15 protein-coding genes, 1 tRNA gene and 2 pseudogenes are annotated in these 14,942 nt (G+C 38.3%); 6 read left to right on the forward strand and 12 right to left on the reverse strand.

Annotation, left to right across the window (positions count from 1 at the left end):
• The 5 genes from ASU03_RS06495 to ASU03_RS06515 form a co-directional block, all read right to left on the reverse strand.
• On the reverse strand, nt 1-2,271 hold the full coding sequence (locus ASU03_RS06495) for a DNA phosphorothioation system sulfurtransferase DndC (RefSeq protein WP_231731510.1): 2,271 nt from the start codon (nt 2,269-2,271) through the stop codon (nt 1-3).
• A gap of 2 nt (nt 2,272-2,273) precedes the next feature.
• Nucleotides 2,274-3,362: a DNA sulfur modification protein DndB gene (dndB, locus tag ASU03_RS06500; RefSeq protein WP_057831077.1), complete on the reverse strand. Its 1,089-nt coding sequence runs from the start codon at nt 3,360-3,362 to the stop codon at nt 2,274-2,276.
• 174 nt (nt 3,363-3,536) lie between these two features.
• Nucleotides 3,537-5,621, reverse strand: a complete 2,085-nt coding sequence (locus ASU03_RS06505) for a DNA phosphorothioation-associated putative methyltransferase (RefSeq protein ID WP_057831078.1) — start codon at nt 5,619-5,621, stop codon at nt 3,537-3,539.
• On the reverse strand, nt 5,621-5,806 hold the full coding sequence (locus ASU03_RS06510; RefSeq protein ID WP_057831079.1) for a DNA-binding protein: 186 nt from the start codon (nt 5,804-5,806) through the stop codon (nt 5,621-5,623). The genes ASU03_RS06505 and ASU03_RS06510 overlap by 1 nt, the downstream gene beginning before the upstream one ends.
• Nucleotides 5,803-6,120 carry a hypothetical protein gene (locus tag ASU03_RS06515; RefSeq protein WP_057831080.1) on the reverse strand — a complete coding sequence of 106 codons (318 nt, stop codon included), beginning with the start codon at nt 6,118-6,120 and terminating at the stop codon, nt 5,803-5,805. Before ASU03_RS06515 ends, ASU03_RS06510 begins: the two co-directional genes overlap by 4 nt.
• 146 nt (nt 6,121-6,266) lie before the next feature.
• Between ASU03_RS06515 and ASU03_RS20630 the strand changes: the two genes are divergently transcribed.
• The 5 genes and pseudogenes from ASU03_RS20630 to ASU03_RS21080 all read left to right on the forward strand — a co-directional run bounded on the left by ASU03_RS20630 (nt 6,267) and on the right by ASU03_RS21080 (nt 7,787).
• Entirely contained in the window at nt 6,267-6,413 is a 147-nt protein-coding gene (locus ASU03_RS20630; protein WP_157465835.1) for a hypothetical protein, read from the forward strand.
• 12 nt (nt 6,414-6,425) lie between these two features.
• Nucleotides 6,426-6,659, forward strand: a pseudogene (locus ASU03_RS06520) (DUF6979 family protein); the annotation flags it as partial.
• A gap of 15 nt (nt 6,660-6,674) precedes the next feature.
• Nucleotides 6,675-6,821: a hypothetical protein gene (locus ASU03_RS20635; protein ID WP_157465836.1), complete on the forward strand. Its 147-nt coding sequence runs from the start codon at nt 6,675-6,677 to the stop codon at nt 6,819-6,821.
• Nucleotides 6,822-6,895: 74 nt separating this feature from the next.
• Nucleotides 6,896-7,615, forward strand: coding sequence for a zeta toxin family protein (locus ASU03_RS06525; RefSeq protein ID WP_057831082.1), 720 nt, complete (start codon nt 6,896-6,898; stop codon nt 7,613-7,615).
• 13 nt (nt 7,616-7,628) lie between these two features.
• Nucleotides 7,629-7,787: a hypothetical protein gene (locus ASU03_RS21080; protein ID WP_197410269.1), complete on the forward strand. Its 159-nt coding sequence runs from the start codon at nt 7,629-7,631 to the stop codon at nt 7,785-7,787.
• Nucleotides 7,788-7,900: 113 nt separating this feature from the next.
• Here the strand turns inward: ASU03_RS21080 and ASU03_RS21085 are convergent.
• The 6 genes and pseudogenes from ASU03_RS21085 to fdxA form a co-directional block, all read right to left on the reverse strand.
• Nucleotides 7,901-8,047, reverse strand: a pseudogene (locus ASU03_RS21085) (IS630 family transposase); the annotation flags it as partial.
• 302 nt (nt 8,048-8,349) lie between these two features.
• A tRNA-Val gene (locus tag ASU03_RS06530) sits at nt 8,350-8,426 on the reverse strand.
• Between the two features lie 164 nt (nt 8,427-8,590).
• On the reverse strand, nt 8,591-9,958 hold the full coding sequence (locus ASU03_RS06535; RefSeq protein WP_057831083.1) for an MATE family efflux transporter: 1,368 nt from the start codon (nt 9,956-9,958) through the stop codon (nt 8,591-8,593).
• Between the two features lie 177 nt (nt 9,959-10,135).
• Nucleotides 10,136-10,342 (reverse strand): CPXCG motif-containing cysteine-rich protein, encoded by a 207-nt coding sequence (locus ASU03_RS06540; RefSeq protein WP_057831161.1) that lies wholly within the window; start codon nt 10,340-10,342, stop codon nt 10,136-10,138.
• Between the two features lie 134 nt (nt 10,343-10,476).
• Nucleotides 10,477-11,397 (reverse strand): fructosamine kinase family protein, encoded by a 921-nt coding sequence (locus ASU03_RS06545; protein WP_057831084.1) that lies wholly within the window; start codon nt 11,395-11,397, stop codon nt 10,477-10,479.
• Nucleotides 11,398-11,477: 80 nt separating this feature from the next.
• On the reverse strand, nt 11,478-11,813 hold the full coding sequence (gene fdxA / locus ASU03_RS06550) for a ferredoxin FdxA (RefSeq protein WP_057180754.1): 336 nt from the start codon (nt 11,811-11,813) through the stop codon (nt 11,478-11,480).
• A gap of 146 nt (nt 11,814-11,959) precedes the next feature.
• On the opposite strand from fdxA, the gene ASU03_RS06555 reads away from it, so the two are divergent.
• A complete protein-coding gene (locus ASU03_RS06555) occupies nt 11,960-13,651 on the forward strand; it encodes an NAD(P)/FAD-dependent oxidoreductase (RefSeq protein WP_057831085.1) in 1,692 nt (563 codons plus the stop codon).
• Nucleotides 13,652-13,699: 48 nt separating this feature from the next.
• Here the strand turns inward: ASU03_RS06555 and ASU03_RS06560 are convergent, their stop codons facing one another.
• Nucleotides 13,700-14,428, reverse strand: coding sequence for a hypothetical protein (locus ASU03_RS06560; RefSeq protein ID WP_057831086.1), 729 nt, complete (start codon nt 14,426-14,428; stop codon nt 13,700-13,702).
• Nucleotides 14,429-14,942: the final 514 nt, after the last annotated feature.

The raw sequence follows: 14,942 nt of genomic DNA on the forward strand, positions 1-14,942 counted from the left end.
TTAAAACTCCTGCTTTAGTAACTGTTCAACAGTGGCAAGTTTGTCATTGAGTGAGCTTATCTCTTCTTGAAAAACATCGTATCCAGCCTTACTTTGCTGACCTTGTTGTTTCTCTTTAATTTCTTCTAATGTGCCCCAGTCTTGTTTTAAGATGGTGGCTACTTTGTTTTGTACACCGCTACGTCGACTTAATCCTTCCATTGAAATTTCTAAGTCTAATAACTTCATTACCATTTGCGGAACTACATTATATTCTTGCCCTAATTCGGTAAGAATATGAGCGCCTTGTTTATCAAAGGTTGAGTTATCGTTATAAACCCAATTTAAATCTTTGCCGTAAACGTCACGATAAATCCCGGGTAATGAGTCATCCCAATCAGGCTCGTTAGGATCATTTAACCATTCTTGACGAATAGCATGTAATTCAGGTTTGGTGATTAGCTCAATTTTATGACCATCTTCATTAAACTGTTTCTCTTGTACTAATAGTTCTCTTAACCATTTTTTTCGGTACTTTAACCAATAAGGACCAGGGACATGAGCACGTTCAACGCTGATATCCTCGCCTTCTTTAGCCCTTTGGAAATTAACTCGACCAATACGTCTTTTGTAATTTCTGTATTTGTCTTTGTTTTCTGGAATAGTGGTATGCGCGAGTAAGTCTCTAAACTTAAGCATGGGCAGCATCCAGCTTTCACCATTTTTGATCAGGCTTTCCATTGCTCTGTCTTTAGATACTACCGTACATGTCCAGCAACCAAAACGAGAGTTACCACAAGAGGGCGTGCTGTCATCAATAACCATAGGACATTCACCTTGGTCAGATGCGTCTCTATACAGATTCCAGAGAGTCAGGTTTTTAGTGCCCCATGGGTTTTGCCATTCAAGATCGTATTTGTCAGCCCATTTTTTACCTATACCTAATGGTGAGGTAGTTACTTCTAAGCTACAGGCTCTAAGTATTTTCCAAACGTCATCCATACTCCAGGTATCAATAGGCGTATAAATATAAGCGTTTGCTAGGGTGGTATGGCGAGCAAAGCGTGAGTTGTCTATCTTGTGTTTTGCAATGATTTGCGCACGAGATGCACTTTCATCACTACGTGAGCCAAGAGTGACAATAACTTCATCATGTTGCGATATTTTCTCTTTAATGAAGTCGCTTACTGGGTTGATTTTCATTCGCTCGGTGCACCAGCGAAAACTTTTAGTGGGAGCAGGGTAACCTTTACCAAGTAAACACGCCCAAAAGGATTGATTAGCTTCTGGCATCACCTTATGTGTGGTGATAGGTAATCCATCAAGTTTAGCTTGTCTATGTATCGCAGCTAACGAGTTATCTATATGCTCAACTACTTTTGGCGTTTCTACTAAGGTATCTGAAGCAACTAAATAGATATTTTTAGTGCGCTTTGCTTTGTCCATAGCTAAAACAGATAAATAAACAAGGGTTGCAACAGCAGAAGAATCTTTACCACCACTATAACCAATTACCCAAGGGCGATTATCTAACGTATAGGCAGAGTGCATACGATGAATTATGTCGATTAACATTTTGCTGCAATGAGGTTCATAATTAGCAACCTTGCCATTTTGAAATATCAGTTCATCGAGGTGTTTTTCGCATTGTTGGGCGTTTAAAACAACGCGTACATCCTTATACTCATCTACATCACTTATTTGAACTTTATTCTCTATAACCTCTTTGTCTATTTCATTTTTAGTTTTCTTTACTTTTTTATAGCGAATACCTTTAATATCATCAATATATTGATTTATTAAATTGATGCATAAACTTAAGGTATTTTCAGCTTGCCTTAAATGCGCTTCAGTATTTTGAGTACTGTGGTATTGCTGCTGTAAATGATTATAAATATCACTAGGGCAAGTGAAAATTTCCGACTTAGACTCATGAACGAGGTCTAAATAAGTCGCGACAGATTTTTGCTGATGTTCACCAAAAGCTATTTCTTTAGCGTGTTTTTTATTAATTTCAGCTAACTGCTGCATACTGTCGGTAACTTTATCGTTCTTAGCAATTTCTGAAAATAGCGAATACACGATGTTAATTAACGATTTTAGTTTAAGGGTGTTTTCTTCAACTTTAATCTTTAAAGCATTTTTGTCAGCTATATATTTGGGTAAATGCTCCTTTAATTTAGGAGGTAAAGTTTTCCAATTTTTGTATCGTTTAAACCCAGAAAAATACTCATTATTAATATAATCGAGTTGCTCTTCAGCTAGGTTGTCTGCTTGAAATATGTTGCTCATTCTTATGCCTGTAATTCTAAAGCGCGCTCTTCAGGAGAGAGCGCCAAACCTAGTTTGGTTTTTAATGTGTTGGCTACTAACTGAATATTAATCGTTGCTTTGGATAATCGCCCTTGTTTATTGATACAACGGCTAGCCAATTCTGAATTCGATTTTCGCCAGTCAATATTCTCTAATTTCGATAAGGTATTACGCCATTGCTCTGGTTGCTCTGTTAACAGGGTATGGCCCATAACGCCTAGTGAATGAAGGCCAATTCCGTGTGCGTGAATATACTCGAGCCTAAATAAAGACGGGGACAGTTCTTTATTACAGACCATTTGCCATTCTGGCGTGTGTTTATATACCAATGACCAAAACTCTTCTGCGACTTTTTTCTCTTCATCGGTATAGGTTTCTTTTGGCGCTTTGCCCATAAGGGCACGGGTTGCTTGTTTTATACTGCTTAAGGTAAATAACTTGCCACTTTTAGAACTAATATTAGACTTTTCCATTTCGGTAAAGCCCTTAAATGGTAATAAATTATTTGCCAAATAACGGGCAACATCTGCACTGGGATCTCGTTTGTCATAACAATCAACTAACGAAGTATTTGGTTTTACGGCATATTTATTTAAATCAACAAACATTTGTTGACTACGGGTTAGGCCTTCATCAACAAAAAACAATACTGGGATGTTATCTGAGCCTAGCTCAGGTCGCTCTTTTAATGCTTCTTCAATGGCTTTACGTCGATGTTGACCATCATTAATAAGAATCTGCGCATCTAAGGGGATTTTCAACGTGCCAAGGTTTGGCGTATTGTCGGCTTTGGTTTCTTCAAAGATTACACTTGCATCTACCGATACCGTTAATGCTGAAAACACGTAATCATCTGGATTCTCCACCAGATATTTGACCATGGCTGGGATGCGCGATTTATTTAAGGTACGCTGTGCTCTTAATTCTGGCGGCACTTCTTCTTCATCAAAGACAAATATCTTAGGTATTGTGCGAAGAGGGCATGTAGCTATATAAAACGGGCGACCGGCTTGCGTGCCTCGAACAGCAGGAAATGAAAAGCAATAGCCTGAATCTTGAGTGTTACTCATGGTTACGTACCTGACGTTAAATTATTACGTTACTTTAATAGTAGTACGTAATAATTATTACGTTATATTGTTTTATGATAATAAAACTACCGTTATTTCAATTTGGAATAATAACATTTACTGTGGATAAAACCAGTTTAAGATAGGTTATTTAACGTCAAAACGTTTCTTTGATTACGTTTTGTTCAAGGTGTAAAATTTATTGCCTTTCAGCTCAATACCTTGGTATTGAAATATCTTTTGAAGTACTTCCCAGTCGGGTTCTTTTTCTAAGGGTAAACCATGAAGTTGTTTGGCTATTCTTTTCTCAAATCTTAACTGTTGCGCATGCTCTTTGGTGTTTTTTTTCATATAAACGGACTTATCGTAAAGCGGTGGGTACGGAAACTCATCGCCATAGAAGAAAAAATCTATGTCTAAATCGTGCAGGCGAATTTTAGTGCGCTCGGTAAGTAAGGGCAGGGCTTTGTTAGTAAAATTATCATATTTCAGTAGTGTTACTTTGCCAGAGCGAATATGTACTTTAATAACATCTATATCGTCTATATCACCGTAAAGTTGGATGGCGCAACCAACATATACTCGAATTACCGCAGGCATTTGATTTAGCAAAGCTTGATTGAATGAGTATGACTTACTGTCTAATAGGTTGCCGCAATTAAACGCTTTGTATGCTTGGGCGCAAGCGTTTGCTATGTTTTCTGGTTTTCCTACTGAAAAGAGTAATGACTGTGCTAGCTCTATGGCCGTATTGTATGAGTCAAATAACGCTTTTATGTCTCGTTGTAACCTTGCTGGCATGTGAGATTTTGCTTTACGTTTTTCAAATAAGCTAAGGGAAAAGTAAACAAGTACATGGCTGCGACGTTGTTGCTGCGCCTTTTCAAAACTGGCTAACCCCATGGTGTCAGCCATTAATTCAAAGGCTTTTTTATGGCTACCTATTATACGGCGAATGTTGTCGCTGTATTCAAACTCATCATTTGCTGGCGTTCGTCCAAGTGTTAGGCACTGTTGCCAAAAATCATTAAATAGCTCGATGTGCTTTTCATACAGTGATTTTACTTGCGTAGTAGCTGGGCTTTTCTTCGCTGTTGGCCTGGATGTTAATTGTTGCCAAAGCGCATTGGCCGGTTGCTCATTAAGTTGATATTGTCTATTAAGGTAAAACTCTTCTTCCAGTGACTTGTCTTTAAAAATGGCAAATATGCCTTGGCCTAAGGCAATTGCTTTGGTTTTAAGCACTTGCTCTATGTATGAGCGTATTTCTGCTTGGCTATAGTATTTTTGAAAGGTGTTCCACTTGGTAATAACGCCGTCTTTATAACGAGTAAATTGTTCAAGCCTTGCAGAGCCCGCTAACATCACAGATACCACTAATAATTTATCGCTTAGCTGCCAGGCTCTGTTAAGGGTTTCAGTGCGCTCGTTTATTACTTCAATAACATTTAGTACAAAGCCTAAATTAACAATATCGCTGTTAATTTTATTGCTATTAGGTTTATGTACAGGGTCCCAGCTATTTATATTTAAGCCATGAGCTGCTAACTCATTTGCATCGTCACCTTTACCACAGCCATAATCGAATATGCTGTAATCACCGTCTAAAAACCCATGCCGAGCAAGCCTTTGAAAAGGTGCTGAGAGCTTGTCTCTGTTTATTGCGGTTAAGTGCCTGGCAATGGTGTCAGGTTCACTGGTTAGCGCTGGGTGTATGTTATTCGAAACCTCTATTATCTCAGCTAAAGCTAGCAGTCTCCCTTCGCTATTTAGCTGGTAACCTCTGCGTTTGATGAGTTTTTGCCACTGTTGCTTAAAACCTATGGTTTTAGTCTTTTTGTATAACTCAATTGCTTCGCCTTCTGCGGTTATTGCTTTGAATACATCTATTAATGGATAGTTAGCTAATACAAAGGTTTCTTTGCGGTGCAGTATGGGAGGGTTTTCTGATTGCTGGTAGTTAGCTTTGCGCTTTGTTTGCTCTTCTAAATCAATTGTTATGCTGGTGTGAAGTGCAGGGTAGGCGTAGGTATCAAAATCAGGGTAATTGAGCAGGGTAATTTTAAAGTCACGTTTATATAGCTTTAATAAATTCCAAGGCTCGGTAATATTTAGATTGTTGATGCTATCGAAAACTAAACCAAGTAAAGGTGTTGCTAGCACTTCTTCTATTGCTGAACGGTGCAGGTAAACAGCGGTGGGCAGCTGCTTACCGTATTTTAGTGCTTTAACTTGCTCGCGGTACTCAACAAATTTCATTATTTGATAGGCTTTGTTTGGTCTACTTGATTCTGTTGTACAAGGTAATAATAAGCATTACCTTGTTTTTTAAACGTTAGCTTACCACTGACCCTAAGGTGCATTAACTCGCAGCCTGATATTTTCAGGAGTTTTTGTGCTTCTTTACTGGTTAGCCAAGTGGTATTTTCTTGGTGATCTTTCATGCTGTTAAGGGCTCTGCTTGAGGTTTACACGTGCCATAGTTTTTAATGGGCTTACTTCTTAGTCTGTTATCTTGTGCCCAATGTATCAGCTCGTGGTAATGATGAGTACAAATCTTAATGTAGTCATTTTTTGTAAAGCTGTCTTCGGTATAGTCCTTTTTACTGCCATTTATAGTTGAGCAGTTGCTTTGATGTATAACAAAGTAATTAGAGTTTGGCGCTCGTAATGCATTAGCAACAAAGCCATTGGAAAAGTTATTAACCCAAGTTAAGTATGATCGGTCGTCATTATCAACATTATCAAAGACAGCCACTTTTATTCCTTTAAAATATTTTTAAAACGCTTTTAAGTTAACGAGTTAAGTTTACTTTTAAAATTAACATGTTATCGTTTTGCTAATCAAAATATACCTTATAGTTTTGAGGTTATCATTACTTATTAAGCAGAAATGGAGAAAATATGGATAATTATGGTAAATACGGATTAGTTGCTTTAAACGCCGTTAATAAGCTTAATATCGCGCAAGACATTGAACCCGGTAATGCGTGGGATGAAGCAGCTGTTGTAGTTTTTCCGACTCAGTTAAGCTCTAGAAAAAAAGGCTGACCACGATCTGCTTTTTTGGGGTTATGTGAAGAGGGTAAAGTTAAAGGCGTTAAATCGGGTAATTATACCAGCTCTAAGGCTAATAAAGCGTATGCAAACGATGCCGCTGACTTGCTACAAAATAGCCCTACGCTAACCACAAAAGAATTATGGGGTAAGGTTGTTAGCAATGCCGAGCCTAAAGCCCATAATAGCCAGATGAATGTAGTTATTGCTTTGTTTCATCAAGGCTATTTAATTACCTGATAAGGACTTTATATTTTGCATAAAGAAAGTATGAACAAAGAATACTTTAAGCGAGAGTGTTCTCGTCAGTTAATGGACTACTTTCAGTTATTACACAAAAACAAACTTGATACTGAGCTTAAGCACAGAGTGCAAGGTTTTATTAATGCCGGTGAATTTTAACAATCATGGTGGTTTAAGCTTGCAGGAATGCTTAACACCAGTGATTAATATTTATAGTAAAAGTTAGGTAGCGGATGACAGATGAAGAAATAACAGCTAAGGCAATAGCACAAGCTAAAGCAATGAAAAAGAAGTTAGCTAAGGCGATGATTGACCACTTGCCCGAAGAAGAAAGTGCTGTTTCTGTATTTATGGCAGGCTCACCTGGTGCGGGTAAAACAGAAACGGCTAAAAGTATGATTGAGCAGTTTAAAAATGAGCATGCTTTGGGTGTGATCCATATTGAAAATGATGAATTAAGAAAAGAATTTGATGATTACCAAGGCTTCAATTCGCCTCTATTTCAAAGACCCGCTACACTTCTAGTAGAAGCAATACATGATAGAGCGTTAAAGAAGAAAGTGAGTTTCTTGTTAGATTCAACACTTTCTAGCTTTGAGAAAGCAAAATCTAATATTGAACGTTCTTTAAATAAAGGACGTTATGTATTGATAATTTTTGTATATCAAGAGCCAGAACAGGCTTGGTGTTTAGTACAAGCAAGAGAGATTGTAGAGGGACGTAGAGTTCCCCCTGAAGTATTTGTTAATCAATTTTTGGAGTCGCAGCGAGTAGTCAGTGAGCTAAAAAAACTATTTACTAATCAAATAGATATTATTTTTATAGAAAAAAATCTTGACGGCACTCGGGAAAAGCCTCATTTCAATGTAACTGACATTGACGTGATACTCGGTAAAAAGTATAATCGCGCCTCGCTTGAAGCCATTGCTGGCATCAGCCAACCTAAAGAATAAAGGAGAGTACGACATGTTTAGCAACACTAGAGAAAAAGTTAAGTCTACACCTTTTTCTGAATTCGTACGTAACGCTTCATCTAAAGAAAAGCGTAAATTTTTTGATAAAGTCATTAAAGAAACGGTTGCTGTTCAACGTGCTATGATTGAAGAGTCTAAAGTTTGTAGTTGATTTTATTTGTTACAGATATTATCGACCAAAAGCCGCACTTTAAAAGCGGATTTTTTGATCTTAAAAAATGGATTTATTTCTAATTTTTGTTGATGTTATACCAATTACATTAATTAAGTTCCCACTTTTATCCAGTCTCGATCACACAATTCCATTACTCTCGACACATCAGATATAAAGCTATTCCATGCTAGAGAGCAGGCATCAACAATATCGTCATAACCACTGAAGCATCTATTGGCTAGTTCGTTTTGCCTTAGCAGTTTCAAACTTGCGCCATAAGCTTTTAGTGGTATTGTCTGCAATAGTCGTTTTCTTAATAGCAAACCAACTTTCAGCAGCCGATTTTAATGTATTGGTCGCGGCAAGTTGTTGTTCACGCTTTTTCTAGCATTGGCTAAAGAAACTTCAGGGTAGGTACCGCAACTTGATAGATTTGCCTAGTACTACTAAAAGTACTCCTAAAAAGTGCGGATGTCACGGAACGTAGACATAAAAAAACCCGTAAAACCTTTGGTTATGGGCTTTACGGGTTCTTTTAGAGGGTTATTAAACCCTAATTTGGTGCTCGCTACGGGACTCGAACCTGTGACACCTTGCATGTCATGCAAGTACTCTAACCAACTGAGCTAAGCGAGCAGCTGTTGATAACTCAACGAGGGCTATGTTAACTTCTGATTAATCACCTTGCAAGTGGTTTTGTGTAATTCATTGAGAAATAAGTACTACTTGCTGATTAAAGCAACAAAGTGATTGAATATGGCACTATCACTTTAAGTTGAGCCTACTGGGTTGGTTTATTCTTATGCGGGTATGGCCTTTTTAATTCGCTGTTGAATGACGTGTAAGCGCCAAGCCAGTAATATTGCCGCGGTAGTTAAACCAATAATAAAACCTACCCAAAAGCCATATGGACCCATTTTAGGGACAATCCAATCGGTTATTCCTAACATTAAACCCACAGATAAACCAACGACCCAATAAGAAACAAAGGTAATATATAAAATGGACTTAGTGTCTTTATAACCGCGTAAGGCACCTGCTGAAATGACTTGAATGGTATCTGAGAATTGATAAAGGCTAGCAAGTAACATTAAACTGGCCGCTAATTCTATCACGGGGGCCTCTGTACTATAAATACCGGCGATTTGTGTTCTAAAAAGCACGGTTATTAACGCAGTAAAGCAGGCAAGTGCTAGGCCAAGCACTATCGAATACTTGGTATAGTCTCGAGCTTGTTTGAAATTGCCATGGCCAATGGCGTAACCTACTTTGATGGTTGTCGCCATGGCAATGCTTAGCGGCACCATAAACACTAGACCAGTAAAGTTTAAGGCAACTTGGTGACTGGCGACAACTTGTGCGCCAAAAGGGACCAATATGATAGCGACAATGGCAAAGAGACTGACTTCAAACAGTAATGACAATGCAATTGGAATACCCAAGGCAAGGATGGTTTTTATCTCAGCTAACACTGGCCAATAAAAAGTACTAAATAAATTGGCTTGTTTTAGCACCTTTGAATAAAAGCAATAAATAAGCATACTGATACACATAGACCAGTAGACTAACGCGGTTGCTAGTCCACATCCAGCACCACCAAGGGCCGGCATACCAAACTTACCATAGATAAATATATAGTTTGCTGGAATATTTACCAGTAAACCAATGATACTAATAATCATGGTTGGCTTAGTATACGACAGACCTTCAGAGTAGTTTCTTAGTACTAAATAGATGCAATAGCCTGGTGCGCCCCAAACAATGTAGCCTAGGTAGTCAAACATCAATGCTTCAAGGTTACCCTCTAAGGTAACGAGTGGCGCTAAAATAGGGGTGAGAATGTAGTAAAGGCCGATTAACGATATACCGAGCAGCACAGCTATCCAGGCTGTTTGATAGGTTTGTTCGACCACATCCTTATACTTGTTGGCACCGGCAAGCTGAGAAACAATAGCTGCCAGAGCCATAATTAACCCGTAAATGGTCAATATCAGTGGCAGCCAAATACTATTGGCCACGGCAACGGCGGCTAAATCAGTCGCACTAACACGTCCCGCCATGACAATATCAACAAAGCCCATTAAGTTTTGAATTAATTGGGCTATTAAAATGGGGTAAGTCAATTTTAATAAGCTTTTGCTATGGGTACGGAAGTCAGCTAAGTTCATGTTATCGGTAACTTAAATAAAGGGGGCAGGGGGAAACGAATATTAACTATCGTTAAATTCAAGCATGATAGAGGAGATAGCTTGTGCAAACAAGGCAAAAAATGTCTTAAAATAAAGTCAAACTAGTTTATAGGTGAGCTGTTTAGTGAGTAGTGAATTTACGTGTTTAAGGAGTGGTTAGAATACTTGTTCATCATCACTATCAATGGTTAAGTGAATTTTTTTTCTATATTCATCGACGTGTAAATGGTAGTGAATTTCCATGCAACAAGATGGGCATTCATCGTAATAGTCTTGATCGCCCGCTGAAGCATCTAGGGTCGCGTGTAAGTGGTGGCCACAGTGGGGACAAGAAATGCGTTTTTCAGTGAGTTTATTAATCATATAGCCTGCCATAACAAAAGGGGAAAGGGTTTTATATCTTCTTTATTAAGTATGACTATTTTTAATTAAATTACCAAAAATAGCGGTTAATTTTAGTGCTTATTAACTAAAACTTTGCTCTATATCTTAAATTATTAGTGTAAGGGTAGAGACATAATTCGTGATAACGCTGCTTTGGCTTGGTCTATATAGATACCACCAAAAATATTAGCATGATTTAGAATATGGTAAAAATTATAGACTAGCTTTCTTTGGCTATAGCCATCATCTAACGGGTACTCTGCTTGGTAGCCATGATAAAAATCGTCAGGAAAATGACCAAATAATTCTGTCATAGCAATATCTACTTCTCGGTCACCATAATAGCAAGCGGGATCAAAAATCATCGCTTGCTCACCGGTAAAACCGGTATTACCTTGCCATAAGTCACCATGAACTAAACAGGGGGTCACTTGATGATGAAGTAAGGCATCGTGACAAACTTGGGCTATGTGTTCAATATTCCCTAGCATAATGGAACGTTCGGACAGTAATTGTAATTGCCAAGCAATGCGTTGGTCAGCAAAGAAGGTGGTCCAGTTACTGCTCCAATGATTAGGCTGAATTGTGCTACCAATGTAATTATCATGTTGCCAACCAAACTGACCATGGCGAGTTTCATAATGCATTTGTGCAAGTTGTTGACCTAGTTGGTACCAAAGCATAGGTTTAGCGGTACTAAAGTCGATATAATCGAGCACTAAAAAACTTTTATCTAAGCTGGTTCCTAGGGTCGTTACGCTTGGACTGGCAATATTGGTTAGTGTGTTCAGTTGCTTTAATGAATAGGCTTCGGCTTGAAAATTATCTAGATAATCTTTGCTATTTATTTTTAAAAAATAACAACGCTGGCCATCAGAAATTTTAAAAGAGAGATTTAATGGTGGCTCTTTATTATCAAGTAAACTAGTGAATGAAGAGGCTCTAGTACCACTAATAGAAATTTCTTGCGTTTCTGAAATATGAAATGGCTGCCCAGTTTCAATGCTAATGGCTTGTTCAATGCAATGCCACATAGTTATCCCCAAGGGTTGTAATATCTTTTTTAGTATAGCTGCTTTCCTATCGACTGTAGCTTACTTAAGGGGGGCTAGCATTAGTCATCTGCTTGTGTTGCTAAATACTGGATTTTATCGGTTACTCCATCCCATTTTTCTGCTTGTGCTAAAGCAGGCTTTACTTCGGTAATTCTCGGCCAGTTTTTGGATAATTCAGCATTAAGCTCAATAAATTCTTTCTGATCTTCGGGCACAGCATCTTCTTGAAAAATAGCATCAACAGGGCACTCAACCGGACATAAATCACAATCAATACAATCATCGGGGTTAATAACCAAAAAATTAGGCCCTTCATAAAAAGCATCAACAGGGCACACTGCTACACAGTCAGTGTATTTACATAAAATACAGTTATCGGTTACCACAAATGTCATAGTGTTATCTAAAATCGTTAATGTTGGTCATAAAGTGGTGTTGATCATACCTTTGTTGAGCGCAATTTCAATCTCTTGTTTCTAAAATGATAGCGTACAGGTAAAATAGTGAAAAATATTACTCTTCCTATGCTGGATCTTAAAGAATGATTCGTTTAACTAATATTAAACTCGCCCTTGACCATCAAGAGCACGAAATTGAACAAGCTATTTTAACTAAATTAGCCATTAAAAAGGTTCAGTTAGTCAATTTTACTGTGTTTAAACGTGGTTATGATGCCCGTAAGAAAAATAATATTTTTCTTATTTATACCTTAGATGTGGAAACGACGTTTAATGAAGAGCTGCTGGTACAATTTTCTGATGATACTCAGGTAAAAGAAACGCCAGATATGGCCTATAAATTTGTTAGCCAAGCTGCCAAAGAGCTTACCAGTCGTCCTGTTGTTATCGGTATGGGACCGTGTGGCTTGTTTGTCGGCTTATTATTAGCGCAAATGGGTTTTAAGCCCATTATCCTTGAGCGCGGCCAAGATGTGCGACAACGTACCAAAGATACCTTTGGCTTTTGGCGGAAAAAGATTTTAAATACTGAATCTAATGTGCAATTTGGTGAAGGTGGTGCCGGAACTTTTTCAGATGGTAAGCTCTATAGTCAGGTTAAAGACCCGAAGCATTACAGTCGTAAAGTTCTGCATGAATTTGTTAAAGCAGGTGCACCGGAAGAAATCCTTTTTGTCAGCAAACCGCATATAGGTACCTTTAAACTAGTGACTATGGTTGAGAAAATGCGCGCTGAAATTTTTGCACTCGGCGGCGAAGTTCGATTTAACCAGCGGGTAGATAAAATTCACTTTACCGATGTTGACGGTAATGCCTGTACAACCCAAGGTATTGAAGGCTACCAAAATAAAAAAGTCACTGGTGTAACTCTCTCTAGCGGTGATCATATTGAAACGAGTTATATCGCTTTAGCGATTGGTCATAGCGCTCGTGATACCTTTGAAATGTTATTTGATGCAGGTGTTTACATTAAACCTAAGCCATTTTCCGTTGGTTTTCGTATTGAACATGAGCAATCGGTCATTGATGAAGCACGCTTTGGTGATAATGCCGGTAATGAAATTTTAGGCTCTGCCGATTATAAATTAGTTCATCACTGTAGTAATGGTCGCTCGGTTTATAGCTTTTGTATGTGCCCTGGCGGCACCGTTGTTGCAGCTGCATCTGAAGAAGGTCGCCTAGTGACTAATGGTATGAGTCAATACTCTCGTCATGAGCGTAATGCAAATAGTGCGATTGTTGTTGGTATTGAACCGGCAGATTTTAGTAATAAGAATGAAAGTGGCGAATTTGCTAGTGAACGTGATCACGTTCTTGCTGGCATCGATTTTCAGCGGAAATTAGAAGAAAAAGCCTTTAAACTTGGCGGTGAAAACTATGACGCGCCAGTACAACTGGTGGGTGATTTCCTCGCCGGGCGTAAAAGCGGTAAACACGGCAGTGTCACGCCGTCGTACAAACCAGGGGTTACTTATTGCGATTTAAGTGAATCGTTACCCGATTATGCCATCGCAGCCATTAGAGAAGCATTACCTGCTTTTGAAAAGAAAATTAAGGGTTTTTCCATGGCAGAGGCAACACTAACGGCAGTAGAAACTCGAACTTCATCACCTATTCAAATTACTCGTGATAAAGAAACCATGCAAAGTCTTAATAGCCAAGGATTGTATCCAGCGGGCGAAGGGGCCGGTTATGCCGGTGGTATTTTATCTGCCGCTATTGACGGTATTAAAATCGCAGAAGCGATGGCGTTAGCGATTACCGCTGAACAATAAAAGTAATGGTTTTTTAATGTTGAAGGAATATTAGTTAAGGTCTATTTATTAAGGTATTACCGATAATTCAGTAATACCTTTAATTGCTTGTTGTTGCCACTTTTCTTCGGGCAACTGACGCCTAATATTGCGCATACTTTTCCAAATTGATTTAAGCGCTATATGATCCGCCAGCCATTTTGGTGTGTCACCCCGACCATCGGCGGTAAAAATATACTCAATATATAGTTCGGTTAGTTTTAGTGAATCATTATCTTCTGCTAGTTTAGGTGTAATTTTCCAATGGGCATGATGAACTTTCACTTTTAAATAACCTGCTATATTGGTAAGCGCTAGCGGACTTATTTTATCAGTCGTCATAGCGCTTATATCGGTTATGTTGATTTCAACACTGAGATCATCGTTTTGCCAATAGCGGGAATTGAGTATTAAGATTCTGGGCTTAAATGGCCATATTTTTGCTAATTTTATATAAAAGCTATGTTCTTTGGCTGAATATTGCTTAATAATTTCACTTGCACTGGCATTCACTAACCAATTTGGCGTGTTACTGACATCTTGTAAAAATAATAAGAATCCAGCAATGCTTGAATGGACTGTCGTGGTGGCTCTAATTTCGATAAGTTTTTTATCAGTTTTACCTGTGTGGGCAGCTGTACGATAACTAACACTTTGGCTACTAGTCTGTTTCCATATTTTCCAAGGGGGTTGTGATGCATGGACAAAATGTTGAGCTGGCCACATAATAAGAGCGGTAAGGAATAGTAATCTTTTCATTTAAATTAACTAGTTGTTAATTGCATTAACAAGATTATTACTGATTTAGCGGTAAAGTGCCATGCAGATTTCTTTTAATAGCAGGGTCATCGCTTTAGCCGCAATCGGTTTGCTACTATAGGAAATCGATTGCAAAATCTCAATTAAAGCATTTTTATGACTCAATTCTTTGCTGAGTTTCAATCCTTTCAATAACACGAGTGCCCGGTATAGACTGTGCTGTTAGGGCGGTAAAACTTTTATTGGTATGGCCAAAGACTTTTTTTATCTTTTTTAAGATAAAAAAGTGTTGAGATCTTGTTGAAAATCCTTGTTTTAACAGGGCAAGGCTTTTACAATCAGCACATTAAAAAAGAGCTCATAGCTCTTTTAAGTTAGCGAAGCACATGCAGACGTGGCATGGATGTCACTTAATAGAGAATGCAGACGGTACAGGAAGTACCTTATTAGATAATGCAGGAGCAATTATCCTGAGCACATTCTCCTGAGCAAGGTGCTGTCATGTTCACTATGA

Source organism: Colwellia sp. TT2012 (genome assembly GCF_001440345.1).
Taxonomy (GTDB): domain Bacteria; phylum Pseudomonadota; class Gammaproteobacteria; order Enterobacterales; family Alteromonadaceae; genus Colwellia.

What these genes read in the sequence shown, in the direction of transcription:
- ASU03_RS06525 (WP_057831082.1), top strand. Translation starts at nt 6,896, where the DNA reads ATGACAGATGAAGAAATAACAGCTAAGGCAATAGCACAAGCTAAAGCA.
- dndB (WP_057831077.1), bottom strand. Translation starts at nt 3,362, where the DNA reads ATGAGTAACACTCAAGATTCAGGCTATTGCTTTTCATTTCCTGCTGTT.
- ASU03_RS06540 (WP_057831161.1), bottom strand. Translation starts at nt 10,342, where the DNA reads ATGATTAATAAACTCACTGAAAAACGCATTTCTTGTCCCCACTGTGGC.
- ASU03_RS06510 (WP_057831079.1), bottom strand. Translation starts at nt 5,806, where the DNA reads ATGAAAGATCACCAAGAAAATACCACTTGGCTAACCAGTAAAGAAGCA.
- ASU03_RS06545 (WP_057831084.1), bottom strand. Translation starts at nt 11,397, where the DNA reads ATGTGGCATTGCATTGAACAAGCCATTAGCATTGAAACTGGGCAGCCA.
- ASU03_RS06560 (WP_057831086.1), bottom strand. Translation starts at nt 14,428, where the DNA reads ATGAAAAGATTACTATTCCTTACCGCTCTTATTATGTGGCCAGCTCAA.
- fdxA (WP_057180754.1), bottom strand. Translation starts at nt 11,813, where the DNA reads ATGACATTTGTGGTAACCGATAACTGTATTTTATGTAAATACACTGAC.
- ASU03_RS20630 (WP_157465835.1), top strand. Translation starts at nt 6,267, where the DNA reads ATGGATAATTATGGTAAATACGGATTAGTTGCTTTAAACGCCGTTAAT.
- ASU03_RS06555 (WP_057831085.1), top strand. Translation starts at nt 11,960, where the DNA reads ATGATTCGTTTAACTAATATTAAACTCGCCCTTGACCATCAAGAGCAC.
- ASU03_RS06535 (WP_057831083.1), bottom strand. Translation starts at nt 9,958, where the DNA reads ATGAACTTAGCTGACTTCCGTACCCATAGCAAAAGCTTATTAAAATTG.
- ASU03_RS06495 (WP_231731510.1), bottom strand. Translation starts at nt 2,271, where the DNA reads ATGAGCAACATATTTCAAGCAGACAACCTAGCTGAAGAGCAACTCGAT.
- ASU03_RS06505 (WP_057831078.1), bottom strand. Translation starts at nt 5,621, where the DNA reads ATGAAATTTGTTGAGTACCGCGAGCAAGTTAAAGCACTAAAATACGGT.
- ASU03_RS21080 (WP_197410269.1), top strand. Translation starts at nt 7,629, where the DNA reads ATGTTTAGCAACACTAGAGAAAAAGTTAAGTCTACACCTTTTTCTGAA.